The sequence below is a fragment of the Pseudomonas sp. MPFS genome (assembly GCF_022537035.1).
Classification (GTDB): Bacteria; Pseudomonadota; Gammaproteobacteria; order Pseudomonadales; family Pseudomonadaceae; genus Aquipseudomonas; species Aquipseudomonas sessilinigenes.
This window is the reverse complement of sequence record NZ_CP066123.1, coordinates 6,293,604-6,314,218: the sequence shown is the minus strand read 5'-3', so window position 1 is coordinate 6,314,218 and position 20,615 is coordinate 6,293,604. Positions and strand designations below refer to the sequence as shown.

15 protein-coding genes are annotated in these 20,615 nt (G+C 62.1%); 5 read left to right on the top strand and 10 right to left on the bottom strand.

Annotated elements, in window-relative coordinates; translation table 11 throughout:
• Positions 1-53 precede the first annotated feature (53 nt).
• The gene (locus I9018_RS28975) at positions 54-1,502 is read left to right on the top strand and encodes a catalase (RefSeq protein ID WP_068577543.1); all 1,449 of its coding nucleotides are present in this window, start codon (positions 54-56) and stop codon (positions 1,500-1,502) included.
• A gap of 155 nt (positions 1,503-1,657) precedes the next feature.
• Positions 1,658-2,122, top strand: a complete 465-nt coding sequence (gene bfr / locus I9018_RS28970; RefSeq protein WP_022641324.1) for a bacterioferritin — start codon at positions 1,658-1,660, stop codon at positions 2,120-2,122.
• Between the two features lie 89 nt (positions 2,123-2,211).
• On the opposite strand, the gene uvrA is transcribed toward bfr, so the two are convergent.
• On the bottom strand, positions 2,212-5,046 hold the full coding sequence (gene uvrA / locus I9018_RS28965) for an excinuclease ABC subunit UvrA (RefSeq protein ID WP_068577541.1): 2,835 nt from the start codon (positions 5,044-5,046) through the stop codon (positions 2,212-2,214).
• A gap of 177 nt (positions 5,047-5,223) precedes the next feature.
• Here uvrA and I9018_RS28960 point away from each other — a divergent pair, with 177 nt between their 5' ends.
• The 3 genes from I9018_RS28960 (at position 5,224) to I9018_RS28950 (ending at position 8,136) form a co-directional block, all read left to right on the top strand.
• Positions 5,224-6,618, top strand: coding sequence for an MFS transporter (locus I9018_RS28960; protein ID WP_241108135.1), 1,395 nt, complete (start codon positions 5,224-5,226; stop codon positions 6,616-6,618).
• A 9-nt stretch (positions 6,619-6,627) separates the two neighbouring features.
• Positions 6,628-7,134 carry a single-stranded DNA-binding protein gene (locus I9018_RS28955; protein ID WP_022641321.1) on the top strand — a complete coding sequence of 169 codons (507 nt, stop codon included), beginning with the start codon at positions 6,628-6,630 and terminating at the stop codon, positions 7,132-7,134.
• A gap of 246 nt (positions 7,135-7,380) precedes the next feature.
• On the top strand, positions 7,381-8,136 hold the full coding sequence (locus I9018_RS28950; RefSeq protein ID WP_241108134.1) for an MFS transporter: 756 nt from the start codon (positions 7,381-7,383) through the stop codon (positions 8,134-8,136).
• Positions 8,137-8,226: 90 nt separating this feature from the next.
• On the opposite strand, the gene I9018_RS28945 is transcribed toward I9018_RS28950, so the two are convergent.
• The 9 genes from I9018_RS28945 to I9018_RS28905 all read right to left on the bottom strand — a co-directional run bounded on the left by I9018_RS28945 (position 8,227) and on the right by I9018_RS28905 (position 20,604).
• Entirely contained in the window at positions 8,227-9,279 is a 1,053-nt protein-coding gene (locus tag I9018_RS28945; RefSeq protein ID WP_241108133.1) for a hypothetical protein, read from the bottom strand.
• A 14-nt stretch (positions 9,280-9,293) separates the two neighbouring features.
• Positions 9,294-11,114: a hypothetical protein gene (locus I9018_RS28940; RefSeq protein WP_124347261.1), complete on the bottom strand. Its 1,821-nt coding sequence runs from the start codon at positions 11,112-11,114 to the stop codon at positions 9,294-9,296.
• Between the two features lie 3 nt (positions 11,115-11,117).
• Positions 11,118-12,410 (bottom strand): hypothetical protein, encoded by a 1,293-nt coding sequence (locus I9018_RS28935; RefSeq protein ID WP_241108132.1) that lies wholly within the window; start codon positions 12,408-12,410, stop codon positions 11,118-11,120.
• Between the two features lie 13 nt (positions 12,411-12,423).
• On the bottom strand, positions 12,424-13,368 hold the full coding sequence (locus I9018_RS28930; protein ID WP_241108131.1) for a hypothetical protein: 945 nt from the start codon (positions 13,366-13,368) through the stop codon (positions 12,424-12,426).
• A 64-nt stretch (positions 13,369-13,432) separates the two neighbouring features.
• A complete protein-coding gene (locus I9018_RS28925; protein WP_241108130.1) occupies positions 13,433-15,883 on the bottom strand; it encodes a hypothetical protein in 2,451 nt (816 codons plus the stop codon).
• Positions 15,884-15,895: 12 nt separating this feature from the next.
• The gene (locus tag I9018_RS28920; protein ID WP_241108129.1) at positions 15,896-17,080 is read right to left on the bottom strand and encodes a hypothetical protein; all 1,185 of its coding nucleotides are present in this window, start codon (positions 17,078-17,080) and stop codon (positions 15,896-15,898) included.
• On the bottom strand, positions 17,059-18,504 hold the full coding sequence (locus tag I9018_RS28915) for a nucleotide pyrophosphatase/phosphodiesterase family protein (RefSeq protein ID WP_124347263.1): 1,446 nt from the start codon (positions 18,502-18,504) through the stop codon (positions 17,059-17,061). Before I9018_RS28915 ends, I9018_RS28920 begins: the two co-directional genes overlap by 22 nt.
• Entirely contained in the window at positions 18,494-19,723 is a 1,230-nt protein-coding gene (gene eboE, locus I9018_RS28910; protein ID WP_241108128.1) for a metabolite traffic protein EboE, read from the bottom strand. Before eboE ends, I9018_RS28915 begins: the two co-directional genes overlap by 11 nt.
• Entirely contained in the window at positions 19,720-20,604 is an 885-nt protein-coding gene (locus tag I9018_RS28905) for a TatD family hydrolase (RefSeq protein WP_068577521.1), read from the bottom strand. Before I9018_RS28905 ends, eboE begins: the two co-directional genes overlap by 4 nt.
• Positions 20,605-20,615: the final 11 nt, after the last annotated feature.

Sequence of the window (20,615 nt, the reverse complement as noted above, 5' to 3'; positions counted from 1 at the left end):
TCTTTGTCAGCCGATTAGCCGGCAGTTCCCAGACTGACAGAGGAATATTGAGCATGAGCCAGACCAAAATTCTTACGACCGCAAGTGGCGCTCCTGTCGCTGACAACCAGAATTCCCGCTCTGCCGGCCCACGTGGCCCGCTGCTTCTCGATGATTTCCACCTGATCGAAAAGCTTGCCCATTTCAACCGCGAAAACATTCCTGAGCGCCGTGTGCACGCCAAGGGCTCGGGTGCCTATGGCACCTTCACGGTTTCCCGAGACATCACGCAGTACACCAGTGCCAAGCTGTTCGAGTCAGTAGGTAAAAAGACTCCTACCTTCTTGCGCTTCTCTACTGTGGGTGGTGAACGGGGTTCGGCTGATACCGAGCGCGATCCTCGTGGCTTTGCTCTCAAGTTCTATACCGAGGAAGGCAACTGGGACATCGTCGGTAATAACACACCGGTGTTCTTCATTCGCGACCCGCTGAAGTTTCCGGATTTTATCCACACCCAGAAGCGTCTCCCTCAAAGCAACCTGAAGAGCGCCCAGGCAATGTGGGACTTCTGGTCGCATTCGCCAGAAGCCCTGCACCAGGTCACCATCCTCTTCTCTGATCGGGGTATTCCAGATGGCTACCGTCATATGCACGGCTTCGGCAGCCACACCTACAGCCTGATCAATGCCAAGGGCGAGCGGCACTGGGTCAAATGGCACTACAAGACCAAGCAAGGGATCAAGAACCTGGCTCCGGCAGAGGCTGCTCGTCTGGCTGGTACCGATCCGGACTATGCCCAGCGCGATCTGTTCAGTGCCATCGAGCGTGGCGACTTCCCCAAGTGGAGCGTTTGCATTCAGGTCATGACCGAGGCTCAGGCAGCAGCGCATTACGAGAACCCCTTCGATGTGACCAAGACCTGGTCGCAAAAAGAGTTCCCACTGATCGAGGTTGGTGAGCTGGAGTTGAACCGCAACCCGCTGAACTATTTCGCCGAGGTCGAGCAGGCGGCATTTGGTCCAAGCAATATGGTTCCGGGCGTTGGCCTGTCGCCTGACCGTATGCTGCAGGGCCGGGTATTTGCCTATGCCGATGCTCATCGCTACCGCGTTGGTACCAATCACCAGCAATTGCCGGTGAACGCCCCGCTGAGCCCCGTGAACAGCTATCAGCGAGACGGTGCGATGGCCTTTGGTGCCAATGGTGGTGCAGCTCCGAACTATGAACCCAACAGCTACAGCGATGCACCAAAGCAGGCGCCACGCTACGCCGAGCCGGCCTTGGCCCTCAGTGGCGCAGCCGATCGCTATGACCATCGTGAAGACAGCGATTACTACAGCCATGCCGGAGCCCTGTTTCGCCTGATGAACGATGAACAAAAGACCCTGCTGATCAGCAATATCGCCGGCGCCATGGCCGGGGTGACCGCCGATGTGGTGCAGCGCCAGTTGCAGCACTTCGTCAAGGCGGACCCAGCTTATGGCGAAGGTATCGCCAAGGCCTTGGGTGTATCGATCAACTAAGTCTAAATAAGAAGCAGAACCGCCCTCATTTGGGCGGTTTTTGCGTTATTTGTACTGCTTTTCTCAGATAATCTTCACTTTTCATGCTGTTTTTAAGTGACCTGCGAGTCAGCTTGGTTCAAACTATCCACTTTCAAGCAGGGAGATGTAGGGCGATGCAAGGTCACCCGGACGTAATCGATTACCTCAACACGTTGCTGACGGGCGAACTGGCAGCACGTGACCAATATTTCATTCATTCGCGGATGTACGAAGATTGGGGCTTCACCAAGCTCTATGAGCGTATCAACCACGAGATGGAGGAAGAGGCGCAACACGCCGACGCCTTGATTCGACGTATCCTGATGCTCGAAGGTACGCCGCGCATGCGCCCTGATGATCTGGATACTGGCACCACGGTGCCTGACATGTTGGCCAGTGACCTGCGCCTGGAATACAAGGTGCGTGCCGCACTGTGCAAGGGTATTGAGCTGTGCGAGCTACACAAGGACTACATCAGCCGTGACATCCTGCGGGTCCAGCTGGCGGACACCGAGGAAGACCATACGTACTGGCTGGAGAAGCAGCTGGGCCTGATCAAGTCCATCGGCCTTGAGAACTACCTGCAATCGCAGTTCTGATCGCAGGCCGCATTGGCGAATCCCCAGCGGATGCCAGAAACAAAAAAAGCCCCTGGTGCCACACGGTACCAGGGGCTTTTTCATGGCCGTCAGGCCCGATCGCGGATCAGCAATGGCTTGAGATAATGCCCGGTGTGCGACTGAGGCATCTCAGCCACTTGTTCCGGTGTCCCTACCGCAATGATCTGGCCGCCTTTGGAGCCGCCTTCCGGGCCGAGGTCCACCAGCCAGTCGGCGGTCTTGATCACATCCAGGTTGTGCTCGATCACCACCACGGTGTTGCCGTGGTCGCGCAGGCGATGCAGGACGTCCAGCAACTGCTGGATATCCGCAAAATGCAGGCCGGTGGTCGGCTCATCGAGGATATACAGGGTCTTGCCGGTGTCTCGCTTGGACAGCTCGCGGGACAGCTTGACCCGTTGTGCCTCTCCGCCGGACAAGGTCGTGGCCGATTGGCCGAGCTTGATGTAGGACAAGCCCACATCCATCAGCGTCTGCAGCTTACGCGCCAGGGCCGGTACCGGATCGAAGAACTCACGCGCTTCCTCGATGGTCATTTCCAGGACCTCGTGGATGCTCTTGCCCTTGTACTTGATCTCCAGGGTCTCGCGGTTGTAGCGCTTGCTCTTGCAGACGTCGCAAGGCACGTAGATGTCCGGCAGGAAGTGCATCTCCACCTTGATCAGGCCGTCGCCCTGGCAAGCTTCGCAACGGCCACCCTTGACGTTGAAGGAGAAGCGCCCCGGGCCATAACCACGGGAGCGCGATTCCGGTACCCCGGCGAATAGCTCGCGAATAGGCGTGAAGAGCCCGGTATAGGTGGCTGGGTTGGAGCGAGGCGTACGACCGATCGGGCTTTGGTCGATGTCCACCACCTTGTCCAGGTGCTGCAACCCATTGATGCTGTCGTGTGCAGCCGCCTCCAAGGTGGTGGCGCCGTTCAGCGCAGTGGCACTCAACGGGAACAGGGTGTTGTTGATCAACGTCGATTTACCCGAGCCCGAGACCCCGGTGACGCAGGTCAGCAAGCCGATCGGAATCTCCAAGTCGACATTGCGCAGGTTGTTGCCGCGCGCACCCTTGAGGGTCAGGGACAGCTTCTTGTTGCGTGGCGTGCGCTTGGCCGGGACCACGATCTTCACCCGGCCCGACAGGTACTTGCCGGTCAGGGAATCGGGGTGCTCCATGACTTCGGCGGCAGTACCTTCGGCGACGATCTGGCCGCCATGCACCCCGGCGCCCGGGCCGATATCCACCACGTAGTCGGCAAGTCGGATGGCATCCTCGTCGTGCTCGACCACGATCACGGTGTTGCCGATGTCACGCAGGTGCTTGAGCGTTCCGAGCAGGCGATCGTTGTCTCGCTGGTGCAGGCCGATGGAAGGCTCGTCGAGGATGTACATCACCCCTACCAGGCCGGCACCGATCTGGCTGGCCAGGCGAATCCGCTGGGCCTCGCCGCCGGAGAGGGTGTCGGCACTGCGGTCCAGGGTCAGGTAGTCGAGCCCGACATTGACCAGGAACTGCAGGCGCTCGCTAATTTCCTTGAGGATCTTGTCGGCGATCTCGCCACGGCGCCCGGTGAGCTTGAGGGTGGCGAAGTAATCGGTGGCGTCGCCGATGGGCAGGCTGGTGACCGCCGGCAGGGTTTTCTCCCCGACCCAGACATGTCGCGACTCACGCCGCAGGCGAGTCCCGCGGCAATCCGGGCAAGGTTGGGTGCTGAGGAACTTGGCCAACTCCTCGCGCACGGTAGCCGACTCGGTTTCCCGATAGCGGCGCTCCAGGTTCGGCACTATGCCTTCGAACGGATGGGAGCGCTTGACGATATCGCCCCGGTCGTTCAGGTACTTGAAGTCGACATTCTGCGTGCCGCTGCCGTTGAGGACGACCTTCTGCTGGTCGGCCGGTAGCTGGTTGAACGGCACTTCCAGGCTGAAGCCGTAGTGGGCGGCCAGTGACCCGAGCATCTGGAAGTAATAGACGTTGCGCCTGTCCCAGCCTCGGATCGCGCCTTCGGCCAGGGTCAGCTCGCCATTGACCAGGCGCTTGACGTCGAAGAACTGCTTGACCCCCAGGCCATCGCAGGTCGGGCAGGCGCCGGCAGGGTTGTTGAAGGAGAACAGCTTGGGTTCCAGCTCGCTGATGGCGTGACCGCAGATCGGGCAGGCAAAGCGCGCAGAGAAGATCATCTCCTCCCCAGGTTCATCATCCATCGGCGCCACCAGGGCGATACCGTCGGCCAGGCCCAGCGCCGTCTCGAAGGATTCGGCCAGGCGCTGCTGCAAGTCGGCCCTGACCTTGAAGCGATCGACCACGACATCGATCGAGTGCTTCTTCTGCTTATCCAGCTTCGGCACTTCATCCAGCTCGAACAACTTGCCGTCGACCCGCGCACGAACGAAGCCTTGGGCGCGCAGTTCTTCGAATACCGAGAGATGCTCACCCTTGCGTTCGCGAATCACCGGCGCCAGCAGCATCAGCTTGCTACCCTCGGGCTGGGCCAATACCAGATCGACCATCTGGCTGACGGTCTGGGCCTCCAGTGGGATGTCGTGGTCCGGGCAACGTGGAGTACCGACGCGGGCATAGAGCAGGCGCAGGTAGTCGTAGATCTCGGTGATGGTGCCGACAGTGGAGCGAGGGTTGTGGGAGGTGGATTTCTGTTCGATGGAAATCGCCGGAGAGAGCCCTTCGATGGTGTCTACATCGGGCTTTTCCATCATCGACAGGAACTGTCGGGCATAGGCCGATAGCGACTCGACATAGCGGCGCTGGCCCTCGGCATAGAGCGTGTCGAAGGCCAGGGACGACTTGCCGGACCCAGACAGCCCGGTGATGACGATCAACTTGTCCCGGGGCAGGGTCAGGTCGATGTTCTTCAGGTTGTGGGTACGGGCCCCACGAATCAGAATCTTGTCCAAAAGAGGCCTCGATCGGCGGGCGTAAAGGCAGGAGTATAAAACTAAACACTGGATGGATGCACACTATTGGCGGTGCTTTTTCGATCACTGGAAGAGGCTGCGCGGCAAAGCGTCGCCATATATCCCCTCTATCGATGGGACTGGTAGAATCGCCGCCGGTTCACACGAGGTTTTTCCATGCACGATCCCCACAGCGAACGCATGAGCGGTAGCGAGACCCGCGCAGCAAGCGGTCTGGCCCTGGTGTTCGCCTTCCGTATGCTTGGCATGTTTATGGTCCTGCCGGTCCTGGCAACCTATGGAATGGATCTCGCAGGAGCGACCCCGGCCCTGATCGGGTTGGCGATTGGCGCCTACGGCCTGACCCAGGCGCTGTTCCAGATTCCCTTCGGGATCATTTCCGACCGCATCGGTCGGCGCCCGGTCATTTACCTCGGGCTGATCGTGTTCGCCCTGGGTAGCGTGCTGGCGGCCAACGCCGATTCGATCTGGGGCGTGATTGCCGGACGTATCCTGCAGGGGGCAGGAGCCATTTCCGCGGCGGTGATGGCGCTGTTGTCGGACCTGACGCGCGAGCAGCACCGGACCAAGGCCATGGCGATGATCGGCATGACCATCGGCTTGTCCTTCGCGGTGGCGATGGTGGTCGGTCCACTGCTGACCCGTAGCTTCGGTCTCTCTGGATTGTTCCTGGCCACGGGGGCCATGGCCCTGGTGGGCATCCTGATCATCGCCTTCATGGTTCCGCGCTCTACCGGTACGTTGCAGCATCGAGAGTCCGGCGTGGCCCGCCAGGCCTTGCTGCCTACCCTCAAGCACCCCGACCTGCTGCGCCTGGACCTGGGCATCTTCGTGCTCCACGCGATGCTGATGTCGAGCTTCGTCGCCTTGCCCCTGGCCCTGGTGGAGAAAGCCGGCCTGCCCAAGGACCAGCACTGGTGGGTGTACCTGACCGCGCTGCTGATTTCCTTCTTCGCCATGATCCCGTTCATCATCTATGGCGAGAAGAAACGCAAAATGAAACGAGTTCTGCTGGGCGCGGTCGGTACGCTGCTGCTCACCGAGCTATTCTTCTGGGAGTTCGGCAACAGCTTGCAGGCGCTGGTGATCGGCACGGTGGTGTTCTTCACCGCCTTCAACCTGTTGGAGGCCTCCCTGCCGTCGCTGATCAGCAAGGTTTCGCCGGCAGGCGGCAAGGGCACGGCGATGGGGGTGTATTCCACCAGCCAGTTCCTGGGTTCCGCACTGGGCGGCATCCTCGGCGGTTGGTTGTTCCAGCATGGCGGTTTGTCGGTTGTGTTCCTCGGATGCGCAGCTCTGGCTGCACTCTGGCTAACCTTTGCTGTTACCATGCGCGAGCCTCCGTATGTGACGAGCCTGCGCTTGCCGTTATCGCCCGAAGCGATCCGCGAAGCCGGCCTGGTCGAGCGCCTGAAGGCCGTCGTTGGAGTAACAGATGCCGTGGTGGTGGCCGAGGAGGCTGCCATTTACATCAAATTGGATACCGAATTATTGGATCGCGCGACCCTCGAGCAGCTGGTCAATTCAGCTCCGTCGCCGCGCGAAGCCTAGGAGAACGTTATGGCCCGTGGGGTTAACAAAGTCATATTGGTCGGCACTTGCGGCCAGGATCCCGAAGTTCGCTACCTGCCTAACGGTAACGCGGTGACCAACCTGAGCCTGGCCACCAGCGAGCAGTGGACCGACAAGCAAACCGGCCAGAAGGTCGAGCGCACCGAATGGCACCGCGTTTCGATGTTCGGCAAGGTCGCGGAGATCGCCGGCGAGTACCTGCGCAAGGGGTCCCAGGTCTACATCGAAGGCAAGCTGCAGACCCGCGAGTGGGAAAAAGACGGCATCAAGCGCTACACCACTGAAATCATCGTCGACATGCAGGGCACCATGCAGCTGCTGGGTGGCCGTCCCCAACAGGGCGACCAACAGGGCGGCGGCAACAACTACCAGCAGTCCGCACCTCGCCAGCAGGCGCCACGCCCGCAACAGGCTCCACAGCGTCCAGCGCCACAACAGCCTGCGCCGCAGCCGGCACCGGACTTCGACAGCTTCGATGACGATATTCCGTTCTAAGCCGCTCCCCGGAACTTCTCACTGAAGTCTCCTACGAAACCCCCGCCTCGCGGGGGTTTTCATTTTTGCCCGATATACAACCTGCGGTACCTGGCAAGGTGTTCCGGGGGCTTGAGCAAGACACTATGGATGGAGGTCTTACATGAGGCGCTGCAAGCGGCTGCCTGGGGGCATCGTGGGTGGGCCGCCAGGCCACCATCTGGCGATTGGCCTGGACACCGGTATCGCCCTCGGACGCCAGGCGCGATGACCGCATCGTCGTTCAGTGGCCTGGGGCGCAGCTTCTATTTGCTCCAGCTCGCGGCCTTGCTGAATGCCGTGGGGGCCCGTTGCGGCCCGTTGGCGATTGCCTGGTGGGTCCTGGACAAGACGGGCGATCCGCTGTTGTTTTCTGTCTTCGTTGCCATTGCCACCTTCGCCGATGTGTTGTCCCGGGCCTTGTGCGGCTGGCTGGGCGATGAGTATGACCGCCAGCGCCTGCTGGTTGGCTGTTACACCGTCAGCACGGCCGTGACGCTGGTGCTGGCAGGCCTGGGGACGCTGGATCTCTACCAGCCCTTGGCGATCGGTATCTGCCTGGCGATTTCCGGTATCAGCATCGGTATTCGCGAGCCGGTCCAGATGAGCCTGACCCCCGGCCTGGTCGCCGCTGAACGAATCACGGATGCCGTGCGCCTGAGAAGCCTCGTCGGCTCCTCCTCGGCACTGATCGGACCGCTGGCCGCCGGCATCCTGTTGGGGCCGCTCGGTGTACTGGGCACGCTCTGGCTCAATGCCGTCGCCGTGATCCTGGCCTTGATCCTGACCGCGCTGGTGCGCAGCCCGGTTTCGCCGCGTAATGCGGATGGACCGCGACCTTGCGACCTCGCCACCTGGTACTGGCGCACCCGAGCGGGTTTCACCGCGCTGTACCGGATCAAGCCCGAATGGCACCTGAGCCTGCTGGCGTTCATCGTCAACTTTGCGCTGTATCCCTTGACCATCGCCGCTCGATTTCGTTGATGCGTTGTGCGCTACGGTCCCCTGAAGACGACCGTAGCGCACAGCCAGCTTACGGCTTTGGCCAGCCCGGGTGCCCGACCGACCGGGCCCCTATAACGCCACCCGCCGCAGGCGCCCATCCAGTGCGACCACCCGCTGGTCCGGCGTGGGAATCGCCCGCCCACTCAGTCCCATGCCTTCGCTGACCAGCACCGCGCCCTCGACACAACACAGGTTGGAGGGTGTATCCAGGCCGCTGGCCAGTACCTGCACGCTGCGCTGTCGCAGGTCGCAGCGCAGCAGGCGCCCGCTGAAACGGGCGAACCCGCCATGCAAGGCCTCGCCTGCCCAGTCGGGCTGCAACGGCTGCAACAACCGGTCGCACAACTCCAGTACCAGGACCCGTCCCTGTGGGTCCAGGGCCAGGCCGGTGGGCAGTTGCAGCCCGCGTACCAGCACCTCGATCCGCCCGTTTTCAGGCCATACCCGGATCACCTGGCCGGCCTTGTCGGCGAACTCGATCCCCTGGCGTGCCGGATCGCGGCGCAGTTCACCGGAAAACAGGCTGATCAGCACCGCCCCGGTCTGTGGTTCGTACACCAGGGTCACAGGCACCGCTTCCTGGCCCTGGTCCAGGTCGGGCAATTGGGCCAGTACCTGTTCGCCATCACCGGCGAACTCCACCAGTTGATTGGTATCGGGCTTGACCGACAGCCAGCTCTGGCGGCCGGGGTGATAACACAGCGAGTTGAGGTTGCCGCGACTGTGGAACAGTGGCTCGGGCGGACTGTATTGCAGGTCGATGAGCTTCGAGCCGGCGACGTAGTCGGTCTGGCTGGCCAGGCAGCGACCGGCTCCGAGGGCGATGTCCGACAGGCCCATGATTTCATCGCGCAACATGCGCGATTGCATGTTCATCGAGCGAAAGCCCTGGGCCAGGACCTCGGGTGGCAAGTATTCGCCGGGAGCTTGCGGGTTCGGGCGCAGACAGCTGATTCGACCGCTGAAGGGCTGCTCGGGCAACCCCGAGCCGGCTTCGGCCAGCAGCAGGCTGCCATCTTTCTGCAGGCAGGCGCCACGAGGGTTGAGCAGGCCTTGGGCCACGATGCGGCTGGGGCGCAGATGCTGTTCCGGCTGTGCGGGGATATGCAGGGCAACGGGCATGGGCGTCTTCTCCTTCAAGGCTGCCATGGGGTGCCGTTGAGCCAGGCGGTGAGCAACGCGCGCTGGCTCGGCGACATCGAGCGCACCACCGACATGTACAGCGTGGTGTTCTGGTAGTCGGGAGAGATCCGCGCGAGGATCGCCTGCTTGGCCCCCATTACCGCGTCGGGCTGGTTGAGCTGGATGTAGCGCGACATGGCCGGGAAGGCCAGGTAATGGAAGCGCAGTACGTTTTCGTAGACCTGGTCCCAGGTGACCTGGCTGCCGGCCGGGATGCCGAAATCGGTGCGCGAGTATTTGCGGAAGTTGCTGTAGGTCGGATAAGTGGTGTCGTTGTTGATGATGTAGGTCAGCGTGGTGAAACCGGCCAGGCCGCTGGAACCGCTCTGCGGACTGATGTTAAAGCTCACCGAGGACTGGCCAGCCGGAACCGTCAACGAATTCGGGAACTGCAGGAAATCCCAGTACCGCTTGCCCTGGTAAGTGTTGGTCGCCGCCGCCGTGATGCCGATCTGAATGTCCTCCGGCATCGGGCCGCCAAGATAGCGGGCTTGCAAGGTGACCTGGATGCTGCGGTCGTTGGGATCGAAGTAGCTGTTGCGCTGATCGGTGTAGACCCGATAGGCAATCTCGGGGGCGGACAGCGCTCCACTGCCGGCCGTCCCGGGGGCAGAGATGTTCAAGGGATTGCTCTGGACCTGCTGCAACAAGGTGGCGTTCAGGGGCACGTCGATGATGCCCCCGTACAGGTAGTAGTCGAGCAACATTGGATCATCGGGCTGGTAGATGGCCAGGGAAGTGTTGCCCGCCGCGATGGTGACGGTGCCGTAGTTGACATTGGGACCTATGGGGCTGGTGATGTCGTCGCGCCGGGCCCTGAAGGTCTGCTTGGGGATCAGGTTGACCATGTCCAGGCTCAGCAGGTCGTTGGCGACCTCGGCATAGGCGACGCTGCCGATGTTCTCATCGGCATTGACCAGTTGCCGGCCTGGCGGGCAGATCTGCGGCTCGTTGGCATAGGCGGTGGCCAGCGTGCCGATGACCCGGCCAATGCTCGGGTTGGGGCTGAACTGATTGGCCGCGTAGTCGGCGTTCAGTTGCGCGGTGGTCAAGGTCGGGCACATTTCGAACATCACGAAGCGCAGGACCAGGCCGGTGGCGCGTGGATCCTCGATCAGCGCCTTGAGCCCGGGGCTGGCGTGGTTGTAGCTGACGATGCTGCTCAGGGGGAACGTCAGCTGGAAGGTGCCGCTGCCATGGAAGGAGCCGGGCGAGTCCATGGTGCGCGGCAGCAGTACCCGGGTGTTGACGTCGAAACTGCTGCACACGCTGTCCCAGCGAATCAGCAGTTGGGGTGTGTCGCCATCGCCGATCTGCAGGCCACCGACGAAAATCTGCGTGGTGGTGGTCGCCGTCGGGTCCAGGTCGACCATCATCGGCCCCGAGTAGGGGCCTTGCCCGGTGCCGGGGACCAGGGAGCCGAGCAGGTACACCGGTTGGCCGACCAGGTCGCCGCTGGGCTCGATGTTGCCCGGGGTGCCCTGGGAGCTGATCCGTGCATTCTGCAGGCTCACCACATGGTCGCCGTAGTGATTCCAGCCGCCCGCGGTGTAGCGGCTCTGGGGACCGATCTCGGGATCGGGGGCGTTGATCAACGCATACAACTGATCGTCACTGTAGTCCTTGGCGGCGGGGGACATGATCGAGGTCGTGAGGTCGAACAGATCCATCGTGCTGGTCGCGCCGGTGGGCAACGTCGGCGAGTTGTTGGGCACGCTGACATCGGTGGAAATGCCGCCCCAGAAGTTCAGCCGGGGTCCGTTCAATATGCTCATGGTCTATTCCTTGGCCTGGTGGCTGGCGGTTGCAGGGGCTTTGGCGAAACGGAACACGTAGGAGAAATCGCTCTTGCTGAGGCTGTTCAGCGGCGTCGCCATGGTGTGGCAGTTCATGCAACTGCTGCTGGGCTGGATATAGGCCTCCATGGTGACGTTGGCCGACAGCGACGGCGTCGGTGAGCCCTGCGGGTTACCCGGGTTGTTGGGCTGCTGCGGCCGTTGGGTAGTGATCAGCTGGTAGTGCTTGAACACGCTGGACTGCACAGGCGGGCTGCTCTGGAACTGGCCGTTGACCTGCTGGGTATCAGCGGTGATCGGGGTGTAGCGGTTCAGCGGGTCCGGGGTCTTGAAGCTGGCGCCGGGCTTGGGCTGGCACACCATGCCCGAGCTCACCGGCTGCCAGTTGCAGGGCGACTGGTTGACCTTGTCCGCCGGGGCCGAAGCATCGTAGTAGGAGTAGAAGACGCCGGCTGCCGGCTGATCCACCCACTGGTTCCCTTGCTGGACCTTGGGCGGCACGTTGTCGACTTGCTCGAAGGTCGACCAGACCCACTGCGGGAAGCCATCCACCTTGGTGATGATGTGCAGCCCCACCAGCCCCAGGTTGGCGTCCATCACGCCAATGGGCTTGCCCTGGTCGTCGAACTTCGTGACCTGGGCCTGCATCGTCAGGTAGCGGCTGGTGTCGTCGTTGGTGGTCATGATGCGCCAGCTGGACTTGACCTCCGTGGCGTTGCTGGGGAACTTGATGCTCTGGGCCGCCTCGACGATATCGGCGTTGTAGAACTGGTTGTCGACGATGTAGCTGTAGGACACCTGGTTGGTGGCGATGTCGTAGTAGGTCGGGTTCTGGCGCTGGTCGATCAGCCAGCCGCCCACGGCCTGCAGGTCCGATTGCACCACCTGGTTGTTCTTCACCGCGGCGATGTTGATCAGGCTCAGGTTCCGGGTCTTGGACGGAGTGTTCCAGGGGCCTGGGTCCTGGCCCTCGGGCAGGAAGGTCTCGGCGATGCTCTTGTAGCTCTGCCACACGGTATCGCCAGCGCTGCCCAAAGGCTTGTTGCAATCCGGGGAGCCGCGCTGCCCGGCCAGGGCCGGCCAGTTCAAGGCGATGAACATCTGCCAGCTGTATTGATCGAAGGCCTGCTGCGACGCTCCGGCCGCAGGGACCATTGGGAGCGGTGGGCATTGGCCGACGGTCTGCGAGGTCGCTGCCGTGGGCTGCAGGGCAATGGCCGGCAAGCTGGCCGCACCCAATAGCAACAGGGCGGTGCAACGGCTCCAGTTCTTCATGAGGAGGCTCCTGTCACTTGCCCTCGGGCGTGAGTTGGTTCCACTGGGCGCGTTTGCCGTTGCTCAGCGAGGAAGGCGGGTTGAACAACTTGCAGGGCGGGGGATTGTTCGGGCACATCTGCGCCACCTGGTCCCAGGTCGTCGCCGGGTCTGGCTTAGCGACACGGAAGTTCACGTAGTTCTGGCTGATGATCGGCGCATTGGCATCGCTGACATCGCCGGAGAAATAGAACGACTGCGGGTGGCGGAACGCCGGCTGGCCGGAACCGTCGCTGGTGGCCTGCTTGTTGAAGGCATAGCCGAACAGGACGGGGGCACTGTTCTTGGCCGGGATCTCCAGTGCATAGGCCTGCACGCTGGCGCCGATGTTCTGGCTGCGGCGGGCGTCGTAGGGCAGGTGCCTGATGAAGTCCTGGGCTGGCGGATGGTTCATGGGCGAGAACATGCAGCAGGCGGGCATGTCCTTCGGACGGTCCTCGGGATAGGTCAGGAAGTAGGCCTTGTTGCCCAGGGAGACGAAGGAGCAGGTGTAGTTGTTGTCCTTGATCGGGAAGATCGGCAGGCAATACTTCTCGTAGTGCTCCATCATCGCGCCCTGGCCGTCGCCGTCCTTGGGCACATAGCTGATGTCGTAGTAGGTGCTGCCCTTGGACACGGTGTAGTCGGCCGGCTTCAGGGTACTGGGCGGGTTGCTGTAGGGCGGTGGATTGTCCTTGTAGTTGTTGAAGACCCGGTACATGGTCCAGTCGCTGATCCAGGTGGCCGGGAACGACGGATCGCTAGGCTCGCCGGTCTTGCGCTTGGCGACGCAATAGTTGTTGGCAATGGTGCACCCCTTGTCGTTGTGCACGCCCATGGTGAAATACACGTTGTCGCTGCTCTGGTCGGCCCACAGTACCTGGCTGCTGCACAGCAGCAGGGCCGATAGCAGCAGGCGCTTGAGGAAACTGGCGTTCATCTGACTCTCCTTGGCCAAAGCCGGGCGCCATGGGGCGTCCGGCGTGCCGTTACAGGGCGGTTGCTCAACTGTGTGAGTAGTTGTTGATATCCAGCGGCATGGGCGGGTAACCAGCACTCACCAGGTCCTTGGCCCAGATCTCCAGTACCTGTCGACGGCTCTGTGGCAGGTCCCGGGTGATGGGCATGGCCAGGGTGCTGGCCTCCTGGTATTCCTTGCTGATCAGGGTGATGAACTGTCCGATGGCGCCCTCGATGCGTAGCAGGGAATCGAGCGGCATGAACTTGTTCATGATCGGGTAGAGGTAATAGAAGGGCCGGAGGATTTTCGGGAAGATGAACTCGTTCCAGATCCGCGTACTGGCGTTAGTTTCCTTGCACATCTGGTTCCAGGTCCTGATGAAGTCCGGGAGTATCAGCGGATCCTGCGGCAGCACCCGCAATGGCGACAGGAAGTCGGTGAAGGCGTCGGTGTAGGAGAAGCTGAACGGAATGGGCGGTGGGTTCTGCGAGTTTTCCTGGATGAAGAAACGCACGGTGGGGAAACCTGCCGCCACCGCCCTCACCGTGAGTTGGGCGATGCCGGCGGCATTGGTCTGGATGCTGGTCACGGTGTAGCTGACGGTACTGCCCAGATCGTCATTGATCTTGCCGATCCTGTCCTGGGCCTGATCGAACGCCAGGCAGGGTCGCAGATTCACTGCCGCCGCACATGACAGGTAGCTCTGGTAGCTGACAGGCTCCATGCCCGGTGGGTCTGTCTTTTCAAGGTTCCGGGTGATGGTGTTCAGGGTCCGGCCGCTGCCCACCCGATGCACATTGGCCTGCGGTGGGGCTCCGACGAACTGCGGCTTGATCGACTCGTTCCGCCCCATTTCCTTCGGATAGTTGTTGAACAGGTAGAAGTCCGCCTTGTTGTTGAACGCCAGGTAATAGTCGCTGGTGGTCAGCATGTAGGCGTTGTTGTACTCAGCGACCCACAGGGTGGTCCCGGCCGGTGCGGGCTGGCCATTTTTCTGCACCATGATGTTCAGCGTGCGGCTGTCACCCACATCGATGAAGCTGCCGCTTTCCATCACTTCAGCGGTCCACAACTGCTGCTTGGCGGCGAAGGTGTCGGTGTCTTGCAGGCGCAGCGCCAGGTTGCCCTGTTGCAGCTTGGCCTGGGCCGCGGCGTCCAGGGGCAGGTCCAGCAGGCCGGAACGTTTGTCGAACGCCGTCTGCTGATACTGCTCGAAGCCGAAGCGGGCCAGGGGGGTGAACGTTTTGTCGTCCGAGGCCAGCACGCCCAGTTCATAGTCGCCAACGTTGAATTTGCCCGCCACCGGAAGGCCGGTGTTCAGCCGTTGCGGATCAGGGTCGACCGCCCCGTCATGGGGCGTCGGGTAGATTGGGAAGGTATTGCCCAGGTCCAGGGACAGGGTATTGCCATGCAGCTCGGCGCTGAGTACTCCCAGGTTGACCGTGGCCGGATTGTCGGGAGTACTGTCCATGTCTCCCCGTGTCGCCTTGTAGTACGGCACCTTCACATCCTTGTTGGGCGCAAGGCGCTGGCCGGCTGGCGCAGTGGGGAACTCGTTTTTCAGCCACAGGCCCAGGATGCCGGACGTACGGCTATGGGCCGGGTTGTAGAAGATCTCGGTCGGCTTATCCAGGCCCATCTGGTACAGCATCTGCAGCCTGGACATGTCCCAGGGCGCCTGGGAGTGGCTATCGACCACCTTGTAGTCATTGAACACACCGTTCTTGTCATAGACGGTCAGGTAAGTGGTGAACCTGAGCATCAGCCCCTGGGCATCCGGATTACTGTTCATTTCATCCTGCAGGCTCTGCAGCAACTGTGAGCCGCCAATGACCCAGTCCACCTGGTCCTTGGTAAAGCAGGACTGCCAGGTGCACGTTACATAGACCAGGCCGTGGAATGTCGCCGCCCAGTTGAAGTCCAGGAAGCGGTTGAGCATGCGACAGCCGTTTTTCAGGGTCACGCCGCAGGCGGCATCGCCCAGCACTATCTTGTCGAAGTACAGCGCGGTGAAGTTGTTCTGCCAGGGGCTGATATCGACAAAGCGTGCCGGAGTGGGGGCCGGGTTGCCGAATGGATTGCCCAGCAATTGGTAGGTCTTGTTCACCAGTGGATCAGTGTCGATGTAGCTGTTGACCGTGGTCTCACCGCCAATGATCACCGAGCGGGCCTGCTGGTAGTTGATGGTGCCGCAGGAGTTGTCGCCGAACAGGTCCCATTCGGCGGGAAACATGGGGAAGTTGCCTTGCTTGCCGTTGGTCGGCACCTGTAGCACATAGTCCGGGATCTGGTCATAGGCCAGTGGGGTGATGGCCCACGGCATCAATGTCTCGGAGGCATTGAGCTCGTTGATCCCGTACTTGTTCAGGAAGCGCCAGTTCATCTGCATCTGCACCGCGTCGTACAGCGGCAGTAAATCGTTGTTGTTGAAGGTCGGTGGGTTCCAGTACATGAACCCGTTGAGGTAGATCCGGGGAAAGTTCAAGACGCTCATGATCTGCTCTCCTTAGCGTTTCCACTGGGCGCGTTTGAGCGACCAGACGTAGTCCAGTTTCTGATAACCGATGAAGTTGGTTTCCGGCAGTACGGTGGTGGGGTAAAGGATTCCGCCGTTTTGATCGAGGTTGAAGGAGAAGAACCTGTTGCTCTTCGGCGAATAGGCCGCGGTGTTGTGGCAGGCCAGGCACGACGAACTGTCCTGGAACGCCGATTCCAACTGCGAGTTGGCCAGCAGCTTGGGCGCTGGCTGGTCAGGGTTGTACTGCACACCGATGAGCTCGTAGTTGGCCAGGGTCGGATTCTGCTGTTGGAACTGCGGGTTCACCTTGCTGGCGGCCTCGGTCGGACCGGTGCTGTTGGTCATCGGCTGGGGCTTGGGCTGGTTGGTCACGGTGTAGTCGGGGTTGTGGCGGTTTTCGAAGGTGGTCCAGACCCAGCCTTCGGTCAGCCGGTTGATCACATGCATGCCGCTGAGCCCGGCAAACCCCGTGTGATAGTTGTTGTCCTTGTCGATGTAATAGCCCTGGGCGATGTAGTAGCCCTGGTCGATCAACTGCTGCTTGAAGGCGGCGTCGCTACCGATCCACAACCAGGAGGTCTTCAGCTCCCAAGCGGTGTCGGGGAACCTCAGTTCGTGGGTCAGCTCGGAGAGGCCGTTACGGTTGTAGACCTTCTGCTTGAGGATGTAGTCGTAGGTCTGCTCGCCCATCAACAAGTGAAAGCGTACCGGCTGGCCATTCTGTGCCGGCGGCACCTTGTTGCCCATGTGGAGAGCCAGGCCATCGACCTGCTGGACACCGTTGTTGGTGCTGCCGTCGCGGTCGTCGCCCAGGTTCAGGAACAGCCCATTGGGGTCCATTCCAGGGATGCCCTGGGCTGCCTGGGTCACCTGGATCGGGACGGTGGCAGGCATGTTGTACGGCAGGGGTGGCCCGCCGTTGCTCAGGTACACCTCATCGGACGGCTTGAAGGACTCCCAGACCACTTGCGAGCTCTTCGACGGATTGGGTTTGTTGAGGCATACAAACCAGTTCCAGGCCATGGCGTCCGGGTTCTGCTGGAAGCTCTTGTAGGTGCCCGCCGTGTCACCTGAGAAGTTGAGGAAGTCGTTGCAGTCGAAGGCGCTCGCTGCCTGGGTTTGCGCAAGGCAACCCAACATACCGAGCACTGCTATAGGGATGGTTCGCCGCATGGAATCTCCTTGGCCTGAGCCGTATCGTCATAGAGGCGCCCTAGGAAATGCGCTAGGAGCAGGTGCTTTACCGCAGTGGCCGGTAACTGCTCCGGCAGTGGTAAATCGCAATCGGTGATCAACAGGGGCCCGACCTGCGCGTGGCTCGGCAAGCGTCCATGGCTGCCGCGAATCAGTCCGGTGTCCAGGGGAATCAGGTCCATGTAGTAGCGAAAGCCGAGCTTCTTCTGCAGCAGGCGGCGCGCCACTCGCAGCTTGGGAAAACGGATTGCCGGATCGACGAACAGCTCCAGCGGGTCGTAGCCCGGCTTGCGGTGGATATCCACGGTGCGGGCGAAGTCGGGGGCCAGGCGGTCGTCGAACCAGTAGTAGTAATCGAACCAGAACCCCGCTGCGGCCACCGCCACCAGCTCGCCGCTGCGCGGGTGGTCGAGCTGCCAGGCCCGTTGTTCGGTCTTGTCCAGGACCTGCTCGATACCGTGCTGGCGCTGGAGCAGGGCCTTGACCCGGGCCACGTCTTCGGGACGGCGCACATACACATGGGCGACCTGGTGGTCGGCCACGGCAAAGGCGGCGCTGGCGCCGGGGTCCAGCAGCTCCCAGGCCACGGAGTGGCGCACTTGCAGCAAGCCTTCCTCGCGCAGCACCCGATTGATGGAGATCGACTGCTGCACCGCCTCGATGCCGTATTCGGAGATCAGCATCACCGCCGCATCCTGGGCCTGGGCGAAGTCCAGCAAACGCCCGACCTCATGGTCGATGGCCCGTACTTCATCGGCGATGGACGGATGTTCGGGGCCTACCCGTTGCAGGCTGTAGTCCAGGTGCGGCAGGTAGACCAGTTGCAGGTCGGGGCGGGTGATCTGGAACTCGGCCATGGCGCAGTCGACGATCCAGCGGCTGGAGGCGATCCCGGCGGCCGGTCCCCAGAAGCCCGGGAAGGGGAATTCGCCGATCTGCTGTTCGATGCGCTGGTGCAGGTCCGCGGGGGAGGAGTACAGGCCGAACAGCTTGCGACCGTCGGCCGGGTAGTGGGGGCGCGGAGTGATCGCTGCGTCCACCCCGGCGTACATGTTGAACCACCAGAACAACTGGCTGCAGCGCAGGCCTGGGATTTCTCGCTGCAGGGTTTGCCAGACTTTCTCACCCTGGACCAGGGCATTGGGTTGCAGCCAGAAGCGCACCTCGGCCTGGTCGCGAAAGTACCAGCCATTGCCGACGATGCCATGTTGCGAAGGCGGCAACCCAGTGAGGATCGAGGCCTGTACCGTTGAGGTCACGGCCGGGAACACCGGTAGCAGCCTGGCCATCTGCGCCCGTTGCAGCAGGGCGTTGATTCGCGGCGTGGCCTCTCCCAGCAGGCTGGGGGTCAGGCCGACCACGTTGATCAGCAGCAACGGTTGGCGCACGGTCCTAGTAGACATGGGCAGACGCCTCCAGGGTGGTGTTCTGCGTGCGCAGCAAATGGCGCTGGCGCAACTGTTCCTCGACCCACTGCAGCTCGGCGGCGATCCCCCGCAGCAGGGCTTGCTGGGTGTCCGGACGCAGGTTGCCGGGTAGCACGTTCCAGCTATAGGTCTCGACCTCCAGCACTGGCTGGAAGTACCGGTGCCTGGCCAGGAAGTCGAAGGTTTGCAGCAACGCCTGCTGGCTGCCGCTGAGTTCGTCCAGGAGGAACTGTTCGCTGAACAGCGGCACATGGAAGTGGATCCGCAGTTCGGCGCAGTGCTCCTGCACGGCCATCAGCGCCGTGGGCAGGTCGTCCCAGGCCTGCAACCGGCCCTGGGCATCCAGGGCCTTGACCTGATGCAGGTAGGTGGCCTCGGCGAAGGTGCCCAATGCTTGCAGTACCTGCCGGCGGCGCTGGCGGTCGGCGAATGGCAACTGGCAGATCAGGGCGTTGGACAGCTGGATCTTGCCCACCGGGACCCGGGCTTCCAGCAGTTGTTTCAGGGACTGGAAACAGTCCTCGAACATGACGGCCTGGTGGCAGACATCGAAGCACAAGGCCAGGTAGCCGTGGTGGGGATCGCTGGCTCGCCAGTGCTTGAAAAAGGCGATGGCCTGCGCGGTACTCTCCAGCACGCAATCCGGCTCCATCTCCAGGCACACCTGGATCTTCTTGCCGGTCTGCTGGTGCAGGCTGGCAAGCTGTGCAGTCAGTTGGCGCAGCTGCTCCTCGGCCAGCCGCTGCTGGGTCGAATCCCAGGTGGCGGCATACCCCAGGGGCACGCTGGAGATCACCCCCTGGTGGCAGTCCAGGGGCAGGGCCGCGGCCAAGAGATGTGCCAATTGCAGGCTGTATTCCAGGCGCTGCGGTTCGGCCCAGGCTGGTCGGTAGACCTCGGCCTTGACCGCGCCCTCATGGAACTGGCCATAGGGAAAGCCATTGAGGGACGTCAGGCGCAACCCGCAATCGTGCAGCAGATCGAGGAAGTCCTCGCGGACCTCCGGCTGCTGCAACTCGGCGGCCGCCTGGGCACTGATCCACAGGCCGCTGTCCTGGACCGCCAGCCCACGCTGGCGGCGCACGGCCTGGAACTGCTCCTGGATCGAGGCGCGCAGTGCCGCTACGTCCCGGGCCGGGTGCACGTTGCCGCAGTAGCCCAGTTGTGCGGCGCTCCAGCCAGCCTGGGGACTCATTTGACCACCGGTTCCTGGCCGCGCAGGGCCGAGTTGTCCTGCCACTGGCGGCGCTGGTCGATGGGCAGCGCAGTGCCTACCAGTTGCTTGTCCAACTGTCCGCTCTGGGCGAAGAAGTCCACTGGGTTATGGAACAGCACCTGTTCCACCTGGGCTTCGCTGAAGCCCGCCGCGAGCATCGCCTGCCCGGTCTTGGGCACCTTCAGCGGGTCGCTGATGCCCCAGTCGGCGGCGCTGTTGACCACCATCTTCTCGGTGCCGTACTGCTGCAGCAGGGCCACCATGCGCTGCTCGGACATCTTGGTGTTGGGGTAGATGGAGTGTCCGCGCCAGCAGTCGCTGTCCAGTACCAGCGGCAAGGTCAGTTCGTTGAGGTGATCGATGATCACCAGGTGTTCGGCGATGCCTACCTCGCGGATCACCGCCAGGGTGCGCTTGGTGCCGCCGATCTTGTCGCGGTGCGGGGTATGCACCAGTACCGGCAGGTTGAATTGCCTGGCCAGCTCCAGCTGTGCGGCGAGGAAACGGTCCTCTTCCGGGGTGATGTCGTCGTAGCCGATTTCCCCAACCGCCACCACGCCGTCCTTGACCAGATAGCGCGGCAGGATCTCCAGCACCTCGTTGGCCACCGACAGGTCATTGGCTTCCTTGGGGTTCAGGCCAATGGTGCAGAAATGGTGGATGCCGAACATGCTGGCGCGAAAGCGCTCCCAGCCCAGCAGCGTGTCGAAGTAATCGATGAAGCTGCCAACGCTGGTACGCGCCTGGCCCTGCCAGAAGGCGGGCTCGATTACACCGGTGATTCCGGCGGCGGCCATGTTCTGGTAGTCGTCGGTGGTACGGCTGACCATATGGATATGCGGATCGAAGTACTTCGCCATGGTGAGTCCTT